The organism is Rubritalea sp. (assembly GCF_039830215.1).
In the GTDB taxonomy this organism is placed as follows: Bacteria; Verrucomicrobiota; Verrucomicrobiia; order Verrucomicrobiales; family Akkermansiaceae; genus Rubritalea.
Map to the genome: position 1 here is coordinate 1 of NZ_JBDOPO010000351.1, position 9,770 is coordinate 9,770.

A 9,770-nucleotide genomic window follows, 5' to 3' on the forward strand; every position below is an offset into this window, starting at 1 on the left:
AACAATGCTTCAGGGCTGCGTTTTTCAAGGCCGCCAACGAATAGGCCAATAAAGCCTTTGATAAGATTTCCGATTCTTTTGAACATAGAACAATTAAGTTGTTACGAAAGACTCTGATCAAATCTAACTCTGACGGCAAGTATAAGAAGCGGAAGAATTTGCAACCGCCCGCCTGACTGGTCAAATCTCAGAACGTGCGATTTGGCAGCTAGAGCTTCTTAAATAACATGAGATGCTCACATCCTTCTCGACCAGGATAACATTCCTTCGGTTCATCCACCCATTCCAAGGCAAAATGTGAGCTAAATATTTCGCACAATTCTTTACGGCTAGTCTTGTAGGGCGGCCCTTCATTTGGAGCTGCATCAGGATTTGTGAAGAAAACTCCCAGTAAAACTGCATTCGGCTTCAAGCGTTCCGACATAGCTACGACATAGTCAGATCGGAGGTTGGGATCCAAGGCGCAAAAGCAAGTATGCTCCCAAACAATGTCAAAAAAACCAACCAAATCGTGATCTATTTTTAAAATATTAAGTTCCCTAAAGTCAACTCCGTGAGGATTTTCCTCTTTTGCTCGCTCAATAGCGAAGGGTGAGATGTCAGCAGCCACCACATCTAGGCCATGCTTGGCAAACTCTTTAGCGTCATGGCCAAGTCCACAGCCTGGAACAAAAACGCGCTGATTAGCAAAAAGCTCAGGTTTTTGCTCTATCAGTGGGGACAAAGATGGTGCCGAAGTCCCTTTATCCCAAGGTGTGTCACCACGAAGATAACGATCTTGCCAATCCACAGAGTCGGGCGTTAGCAGACCCTACGGCCCATTATGTCCTCTAGGACCAACTTGTCCTCAGACTTAAATGCTGTGCAGAACATCGAAGCCATTTTCATAGCCTCTTCAATACTTTCGGCCTCAGCAACAGTCTGGTAATCTCCACCTTCATCTTCTAGCTTGACCGTAAATGGACCTTCCATTACGAGCCATTGGTCTTCCTCAGTCTCAGCAAAGTTGCTGAAATCAACCTCTGAGAAAGTCACACTCAAAAAGTTTAAAACGTTTCGGTGAAACCAAACTGGGGTCAATTTGTGGTATGCAACATCGACTTCAGTCACAGTTCCAACGTAATTGTGCGTCTGTAAGGTAAACTCAAAACGGTATGGATCTCCTGTGTAAACAATAGCGCTGTGCATGTGTCCACGCGAAATTCGGAGGCCAGCTCCACAGACAAAAAGATCGTCACACATATTCGACTCCGTATCGAAAACAACCACCTCCACGTCGTAACCAGCAGCCATCAAGATCTCTCCAACCTTTTCAAACTCTGGGATAACTACCTCTTCAGTAATCCTCTCCATTTCTACAAAACCGATACGTACCGCTTGCCTATAGCGCGCTTGTTGGTCTCTCACTTCTTTATCAGATGGACGAAGATACAAGTCAGCAAATTCGGGGATTTTTTCCGCGGTGGACATTATAAATAGGTTGGTTAGTTTGAGACTGAAAAGGTGGATAATTATTTTTAACAAAAAAAGGATCCAGTCTGATGTGATTCTTGCTGACTTTTCTAAAATTATAAATTCTTAAGAAATAGCTGGGGGTGCAGCATCTAGGTGGGTAAGATGCTATACTTGAGCTTTTTAGCAAGTTAAACTCGTAATCAAACGCTGGTTTATCCCGAGAAACTCTCAACTATTTAAGAAATACTAAAATTTTATGGCATGTTTGTAAATTCTTGCTATTCATGAACTCTTATCAAGAAAATTGCCGCCACTGGTATTCAAATTTATTCATGCAGCAAGAAATCTCAGCTGAAAAAAATGCAGAACTCGAGGCCGCAAAGGCAACGAAGGTTCATGACGCCCAAGTCTGGGAACGTCAAAATTTCATTCTAGGCTGTGGTGAAATGGATCGCATTACGGACGATATTATTGTCCCTGTCTTTTCCAATCTGGCTAAAGCGGTGAAGAAAAGTGGTTTCCCGATGGATCTTATCTTAATGGATTGTGAATCGCCTCTGGATGAGAAACTCTACAATGTGGGAGTCCGTCTCAGCTTTGACTACCAAGAAAAGACAATTGTAGTCAGTATTGTCGCAGACCCATCAGACTTCACATTCACCCTTTCTATTGATGGGTTGGCAGAGTCAGTTGCTGGCGAATTTAGCTTTCATACTGTAGTACCATTAATGATCCAGAAAGAGCTTAAGCATCACTTTGAGCACCATTTCCCTCGGGTTGCATACACATTCCCTATTGGCCGCAGTGACGCTGCCTTCGAGAAGTATTCGCCACCTTACCGTGTCCAATATGACGACAACGGAAAAGTTTCCGACGTTGCCACTACACAGACCCTACTCGAGGCTGCAAATATGGGCAGTACTTTTGCCAAAATGTTTAAGAAGGAGAACGCAATCACTGTCATCGACGCTAACGACGCTATAATTTGCTAGAGTTACTTAGGGGGAGGGACACTCCATTTAGCTGCTCCAATAACTGTTAGATTTTGTAATCGCCATCTCTTATTATTTAGCTCATTTTTCTGGATATGAATCCTAGCTATCCCACAGAATTTCAAAAGAAGACGCTATGGCGAGCGCTCACTGGCATAGGCATATTCACCATTGGATTTTTGTTAGTTAGCGTTATTTGGCTAGGAAGCCAGATCTTGGCCTATCTCCAGCCCGTGCTCATCCCTATCGCGGTTTCAGGGATAGTCGCCTATCTACTAGATCCATTCGTTAGTTGGCTACAAAGCAAGGGGCTCAGTCGACTAAAATCAGTCATCACAGTCTTCTCTAGCTTCATTGTCGCCATTATTCTCATGGGATTTGTGATAGTCCCTCCCATCGTATCTCAAGCGAAGGATCTCTTCTCTGCCAAAGCTGAAAATGGAGCCAGTCAGCTCGGCCAGAACATCACTATAACAATCTCCGAGCTAGGGGAGACTCCTTGGATCAAACCCGCGGCCAACTGGGCTCTGGCTAAACACGAAGCCCCCGAAGCATCTTCCACAACTAAACTTTTGGGAAATTCTGAGGGAGCTGAAGTCAGCTTTAAAGAAACTAACATAGCTTACCACCTTACTTCCCACGTAGAGCAAATCGCAAGCTATGCTGGAAAATTCATAACGACGGGTTCCTCTAAAATCCTCGCATCTCTCGGCTTAGTCGTTGGCTTAGCGATGGTTCCTATCTACCTTTATTACTTTCTCAAAGAATCTGCGGCCATCAAAGGGCATTGGCACGAGTATGTGCCACTACGTGCATCTTCTTTTAAAAATGAGGTGGTCGATAGCCTAAAGGAAATCAACGGCTATTTAATTTCCTTCTTCCGCGGCCAGATGCTTGTCGCTTTTATTGATGGCATTTTAGTTGGCATCGCACTTTTCATCTTTGGACTCCCCTACGCCTTGGTGATCGGGGTCGCAATGGCCGTACTAGGGGTCATCCCCTACATTGGGAACATTCTTTGCCTAATCCCGTCCTGTATTATCGCCTATGTTCATTTCAACGCTGCGGAAAACAGGGCTGGACTAAATTGGGTGCTAGGGGAAAACCCGTGGTTCTATGTAGTCGCAGTTCTCGCCATTTTTCTCATTGTGCAACAGATAAATTCTCTAGCTACAGCACCAAAGATAGTAGGTGACTCTGTCGGACTTCATCCCATGACAGTGATCTTCTCTATGCTTTTTTGGTCACTTTTATTGGGCGGTTTCCTTGGAGCCATCTTGGCTGTGCCAATGACCGCAGCGGTCAAAGTGATTTTCCGCCGCTACATCTGGGAAGCTAGAATCAAATCGAATGTGTTGGTGCCCAATACCCCAGTGGAGTCAACAACCAGCACCTAAGTGGCGATTCTTAATAAGTATTGCATCCCAAGGGAACTATTCTATGCCGTCATTTTTTATTCCTATCCGAACCGATCCTAATGGGGCTGGATGAGTCTTTTTCTCACAAAAAATCAGATATCGGAGCGCCATGCGAAGTTCTCATTTTCACTTGAGGGATACTCACGCCTAACACCGTGCCACAATTTCCATCTGCATACTGACCGTGCGGAGTTCCTCTATGCAAGAAATGGTCCCATGAAACGTAGCCACTTCTATTCCTCTACCGCTCATGGGTATGGATTGTTTTTTATTTTCTTCAACACTTGGATTCAAACCGGAAGTGTCCCGATGCGAACGAAAGACAGCCCGGATGCTTATTAAATAAGCACTCGTGCCACTAATCGAAAATGAATCAGTCCTCAATGTCATACAAATATGTGAGCCGCTAAGAGCGTTATCCCATATTGATTCTGCGCCGCCTGGCCGATACAAGAAGCTTTATCGCTCCAACTCGTAGCAAAAGTGTTTCCAAATAAACAGAGAACTGAAGTGTAACTCCACTGAGAAAGCTAGCTACCGCTACGTGCACGACCAAAACTAGCAACTGAGCTTCCCCACGGCTTTCGGTAGAGTATTGGAGAACTTCGCGTTTGAATTCCCCTGCTGTGTATTCTGTGTTTACGTTTCGTTGTTTGTCCTTGATTCATGTAAATGAATTAGGACTCCCCCTGCTTAGGATTTTGGGGAGGCTCAATTGGTGAGTTTGTACTACCACCCAGATCGGAATACTTATTCTTAGAGGTTCAGCTCATCTTTTAGTCATCAAAAAAGCAGCGGCAGCCAACACCGCCGCAAGCATGAGAGTCGCGGTCCAAGCTGGCAGTCCAACCGCCACCAAAGCATAAGAAATGGCTGCTGCCACTGCTGCGATCAATGCATAGGGCAGCTGTGTACTCACATGAGAACTCGGGCTGCATCCTGTTGCAAGAGACGTCAAAATCGTCGTATCTGAAAATGGACTACAGTTGTCACCAAAGACAGCTCCACCAAACACAGATCCAATCAGGGTTGGCAAAACCACGACCAATTCTTCAGCTGCCAAGCCGGCCCCCATCTCGATCCCTACAGGCAAAACTAAGGGCATCAATATCCCCATTGTCCCCCATGACGAACCTGTGAGGAATGATGTGAGTGCCCCTACAAGAAAAACTCCAAATGGCAACCACATGAGGCTCAATTGCCCTCCTAACAACCTCGTGATCAGCTGTGCCACTTGAAGGTCTTTGAACACAGAACCCAGTGCCCAAGCTAGTACTAAAATCACTAAAGCAGGCAACATTCCAGCCGCGCCATCTGCTAGATGTTTAGATAGTTCACTCTTTCTCGATTTAGGAAAGCAGACGCAAGCAACAAACAAAGAGATAAAGCCTGCCGCCACCATAGCCTGAGGAACACTGCTGCTTGAAAACGCATTATTCCATGACCAATCAGCACCATCTTGCCAAAGATAAATCATACTAGGAACGATCAGTAAAATAGACACGAGAGGAATGACCACGGAGCTAGTGCTGGCCCCTTGGTCGCTCTGAGATCCCGTCGCCTCAGGTTCGAGGCTCTGGCCCTCCGCTTGGTAATTCTTCATCGGACCGATCCACCACGACCTCCAGATCACTAACAACAAGAGCCACAACACCATCCAACAATAGGGATTGGCTGGGATTGAATGGAAATAGAGTTCCACAGCTCCGACATCCACCCCACTCCCCTTGATTCCCTCCTGAATCAACGAAAGTTGTGTCGCTATCCACGTAGAAATAAAAGCGATACAAGCCACTGCCGAGCTGGTCGAGTCGACAATATAAGCTAACAACTGACGAGAGACTTTTAATCTATCAGTCACTGGCCGCGCCACTCTCCCCACCAATATGGCATTCGCCAATCCATCAAAAAAACACAGCAAGCCCAAGCCGTAGACACTGAGTAAACTGCGCCGCTGCACACCTACACTACTAGGTCTATCCAGCCACTTCCCGAGCATCGCACTGAAACCTCCAGAGCGCTCTAAAACCTGAGAAAAACTTCCGAGCACCAAGGTGAATACAATTGGCCCCATATGCCAAGGCCCCGACAAAGCTGGAAATAAATAGTCAACAAAAAGCGCTTTCGACGATTCTAGAGGGTTCCCTCCGTGCAGCATCAAAACCCCGACCATCATAGCGGCGAGCAAGGAAATTGCAGCCTTTCGTGTCCACACAATTGTGACCAACGCCACCACAGCTGGCAGCAATACCCATACTCCATCAGTCATCATTTCGCTTTAGCTGCGGCAGCGATGGCATCCTGTGATTGAGAAGCGGGAGAAGCCTTGAGATCGACCCAGATAACTTTGCCGTCTTTGATCAAAAAACTCTGACGCGCCGCGAATCTCCCAGCCCTCGCTGGCACGCCAAATGCCTGCATTACCTTAGCATCAGAATCGGCCAAGAGAGTGAATGGCAGTTGATATTTTGACGCGAAAGCTTTCTGTTGGGTCGGTTTATCAGCAGATACTCCGATAACCTCGATCCCTGCCGCTCTGACATTTTCAAATGCATCTCGCAAGTTGCATGCCTGCTTGGTGCAGCCTGGAGTATCCGACTTTGGGTAGAAATAAACCAAAGTCAGACCTCTAGCAAACTTAGCCGCTAGATCCACATCCTTACCGTCTTGATCTTTAGCTATCAGCTTTGGTGCATCTGCCCCCACCTCTAAAGGTGAAGCTGAGGAAAATCCCGCGCAGAATAAAGAAAGCGCCGAGCAAACAATAGATTTTAGTTTCATAGCCAACATTCTAGCAAGAAGTAATCGGCTGCAAATAGAAATCGGCAAAATGCACAGGGAGGTGATTTAAGATTAGCAAGGCAATACACTAGTTTTGAATGCAGATTCATCCCAGCATAATTAAAACTGGTTCCATAGCCAAATGGTTTTAAAATGATAAAGGCCAGAATGACAAACCAACTCGACCACGCATCCTCACGACTAGTAGGCATGATGGCAAGCACGTGGAAGTGCCCTCCGTTGTTCAGCCTCCGCAATCTCTAATCCCTAGAAGGTCTTCCGCCACCGCGGTATGATTTGCCCTCCCTGCGTCCTTGACCAGTTTTACGTTCATCTATTTTCCCGTCACCATCGCGGTCTTCACCATGCGGGATATTGTTTTCAAACTTCACCCCTTCGCGACGCCCTTGGTTAACATGCTTGCCGTAGTCCTTCCTTTTCTCAAACTCGGCGAATTGTTTATTAGTTTCTAGCAAATCAGCTTTGAGCTGGCTGGCTGGCGTTTCTAACGACAGCGCCTTCAAGACTATTCCATCCTGACCAAAATCGCCCGATTTAATGATAAAAATGCCAGTCTTAGCATTCACGTTTTTGAGAGATTCAGCCCATTTCATGTCATCCTTCCCAGCAATGTCAAAATGGAATCGACCATTCACGCTCGGATCACTGAATACCGTTTGCAAGTTCTCTTTCACCTTTCTCATCTCACGCTTTGGTGAGACTGTGAATACTAATAAGCGTTGGTCCGCTGAGGCGACATTGAGGGATTGCTTAAAACTATCAAAGTCCTGCAAGATAGATTGATTCAGCGCGCCTTTGACATTGTATTCATTCGCAATTTTTCCCATCTTATCAATCACTGGCGCTATATCTGTAGAACCTCGGCGGCCCCCAAGAACAAACTGCGGGCTGCGGTGAGAACCCGTCAGCTTGGTCTCCCCATCAGGAGCGTACACCACAAACGCAGTGTTCTGCATAGTCCCTTGTAATAGGTCGCGGATACGATCTTGAGTTGCCTTACTCTCGTATGTCTCAAGGCGAATACAGACGAATTCTTTAGACGCTTCAATAAAGTCTTTTTGTGAGAGCAAACTGATCTCAGCTGCTTTATAGGCTGGTCAGAATGTTCCTGAGACGGTGCCACACTGCGCAGCTGCAGCAAAAAAGAAAATCGGCCGGTTACTCCGCTGGGCTTCTTCAAATCCAGTCTGCCATGTGGTGTACCACAACACTCCTTGCTCGCCCACTGGCTGAGCAATTGGCCCCAATTGCTCAGGCCTCGGCCCGTGAGCCAGAGTGAGTCCACCAAGAGCTAAGCTCGTACCTAGGCTGAAAATCATATTAAACATATTCTATAAACTCCAAGATTGAAGAAAAGTTGCAATGCCTTTTAGCACATCTCACAAAACTGTTCACGCTCCCTAGTGGTACTCATTTTTTTTGCTCCGCAGTTGAGGCGATCTACGCTATGCATCGTGTCCCATGAAATTAGAAACACTATGTCTCCACGGCGGCCAACAGCCAGATCCAACAACGAACGCACGAGCTCTGCCACTCCATCGCACAGCATCCTATGTTTTCGACTCAGCGGAGCACGCCACCAACCTGTTTGCCCTCAAAGAGCTCGGCTACATCTACACTCGTCTACAAAACCCGACCACTGAAGTATTAGAGAAAAGAGTCGCTCTGTTAGAAGGTGCCCCAGAGATGGGTGGACTGGCTCTAGCCTCTGGCACCTCAGCCATTTTCTACACAATCATCAATATTGCTCAAGCTGGTGACAACATTGTCTCAGCCAACAGCCTCTACGGCGGCACCTACACCCAGTTTAACAATATCCTGCCAACACTTGGTATCGAGGTTCGTTTTGTGGACCCTAATAACCTCGAAGATGTCGCTGCAGCTATCGATGACAAGACGCGCGGAGTCTTCATCGAAACTATTTCTAACCCAGCGTCCGAAGTTACCGACATTCAGGCGATTGCCGACATTGCCCACGCTGCAGGCATACCACTGGTTGCTGACTCCACTTTCTCAACACCACACCTCTGCCGACCGTTAGACCACGGAGCCGACATTGTGATCCACTCACTCACCAAATGGCTTGGCGGCCACGGCACCTCAATCGGCGGCATAGTGATCGACTCAGGAAAGTTCAACTGGGCGGCTGGGAGGCACCCGCTCTACGACACCCCCGACAATTCCTACCACGGTCTGCGCTGGGGCCATGATCTCCCCGAGCCCTTGGCTCCACTAGCCTTCATTCTACGTATGCGAACAGTTCCCTTACGCAACCTCGGAGCCTGCATCGCACCTGATAACTCGTGGGCAATTCTCCAAGGGATCGAAACCCTACCACTACGGATGGAAAGGCACTGTGAAAACTCACTCGCAGTCGCCAAGTTTCTCAAATCCCACAGCAATGTTGAATGGGTTCGCTTCCCCGGTCTCGAAGATGACCCTGAGTATCAGAAGAATCTCAAGTACCTCGGCGGTAAAGGCGGATCAGTGGTTATCTTTGAAATCAAAGGCGGACGTGAAGCTGGACAAAAGTTCATTGAAGACCTCAAGCTCTTCTCACATCTAGCCAATGTCGGTGACGCCAAATCTCTCGCCATTCACCCATCATCCACCACTCATTCTCAGATGAATGATGAGCAACAAATAGCAGGAGGAATCACCCCGGGTATGGTTAGGCTCTCTATCGGTATCGAACACATCGATGACATCATCGGTGACCTACAGTTAGCTCTAGGATAACATTTATTTACATAAACATAAGCCTCGTACTCTTTATCGAGGCGAGGCTTATTTTCTATCATCACAAAGAAATGTAACGAGATAGAAGAGTGGCCAACTAACGCGTGTACTTCTTAGGCTTCCACTTCTTTTTCTTGTGCTCAAGAGGTCTCGACCGAGGTCCCTTTTTCTTGGTCTTGTTGCGCACTACGCGCTCTTTGACTTCTCTCGTGTCGTATTCAAATTCTTCGGCAACCACCGTCTCAATGGGTGCTTCTAACTGAGCTTCAAGCTGCTCAAGGTCAGAACCATTTTGAGGTGTGACGAAAGTAAACATTGTAGAAACAGCTGAGGCTCGCGTTATATAATCTTCCTCAAGCTCCGG

Annotated in this window: 9 protein-coding genes and 1 pseudogene; 3 read left to right on the forward strand and 7 right to left on the reverse strand. The window is 47.0% G+C overall.

The genetic code is table 11. The annotated features are described in order from the left end of the window. Positions 1-208: 208 nt before the first annotated feature. On the reverse strand, positions 209-790 hold the full coding sequence (locus tag ABGY95_RS11890) for a methyltransferase (RefSeq protein ID WP_347441898.1): 582 nt from the start codon (positions 788-790) through the stop codon (positions 209-211). 11 nt (positions 791-801) lie between these two features. Beyond that, positions 802-1,470: a hypothetical protein gene (locus tag ABGY95_RS11895; RefSeq protein ID WP_347441899.1), complete on the reverse strand. Its 669-nt coding sequence runs from the start codon at positions 1,468-1,470 to the stop codon at positions 802-804. Positions 1,471-1,787: 317 nt separating this feature from the next. Here ABGY95_RS11895 and ABGY95_RS11900 point away from each other — a divergent pair, with 317 nt between their 5' ends. Further along, positions 1,788-2,447 (forward strand): hypothetical protein, encoded by a 660-nt coding sequence (locus tag ABGY95_RS11900; protein WP_347441900.1) that lies wholly within the window; start codon positions 1,788-1,790, stop codon positions 2,445-2,447. A gap of 95 nt (positions 2,448-2,542) precedes the next feature. Then, positions 2,543-3,844 carry an AI-2E family transporter gene (locus tag ABGY95_RS11905; protein ID WP_347441901.1) on the forward strand — a complete coding sequence of 434 codons (1,302 nt, stop codon included), beginning with the start codon at positions 2,543-2,545 and terminating at the stop codon, positions 3,842-3,844. A 790-nt stretch (positions 3,845-4,634) separates the two neighbouring features. Here the strand turns inward: ABGY95_RS11905 and ABGY95_RS11910 are convergent. From ABGY95_RS11910 to ABGY95_RS11925, 4 genes are all read right to left on the reverse strand, one after another. Continuing rightward, positions 4,635-6,137 (reverse strand): Na+/H+ antiporter NhaC family protein, encoded by a 1,503-nt coding sequence (locus ABGY95_RS11910; RefSeq protein ID WP_347441902.1) that lies wholly within the window; start codon positions 6,135-6,137, stop codon positions 4,635-4,637. Next, positions 6,134-6,646 carry a peroxiredoxin gene (locus tag ABGY95_RS11915; RefSeq protein ID WP_347441903.1) on the reverse strand — a complete coding sequence of 171 codons (513 nt, stop codon included), beginning with the start codon at positions 6,644-6,646 and terminating at the stop codon, positions 6,134-6,136. The genes ABGY95_RS11910 and ABGY95_RS11915 overlap by 4 nt, the downstream gene beginning before the upstream one ends. A 260-nt stretch (positions 6,647-6,906) precedes the next feature. Continuing rightward, positions 6,907-7,737, reverse strand: coding sequence for a hypothetical protein (locus ABGY95_RS11920; protein WP_347441904.1), 831 nt, complete (start codon positions 7,735-7,737; stop codon positions 6,907-6,909). Positions 7,738-7,764: 27 nt separating this feature from the next. Further along, positions 7,765-7,995 carry a hypothetical protein gene (locus ABGY95_RS11925; protein ID WP_347441905.1) on the reverse strand — a complete coding sequence of 77 codons (231 nt, stop codon included), beginning with the start codon at positions 7,993-7,995 and terminating at the stop codon, positions 7,765-7,767. Positions 7,996-8,128: 133 nt separating this feature from the next. On the opposite strand from ABGY95_RS11925, the gene ABGY95_RS11930 reads away from it, so the two are divergent. Beyond that, positions 8,129-9,406 carry an O-acetylhomoserine aminocarboxypropyltransferase/cysteine synthase family protein gene (locus ABGY95_RS11930; protein WP_347441906.1) on the forward strand — a complete coding sequence of 426 codons (1,278 nt, stop codon included), beginning with the start codon at positions 8,129-8,131 and terminating at the stop codon, positions 9,404-9,406. Positions 9,407-9,503: 97 nt separating this feature from the next. On the opposite strand, the pseudogene ABGY95_RS11935 reads toward ABGY95_RS11930, so the two are convergent. After that, positions 9,504-9,770: pseudogene (locus ABGY95_RS11935) on the reverse strand (hypothetical protein); the annotation flags it as partial.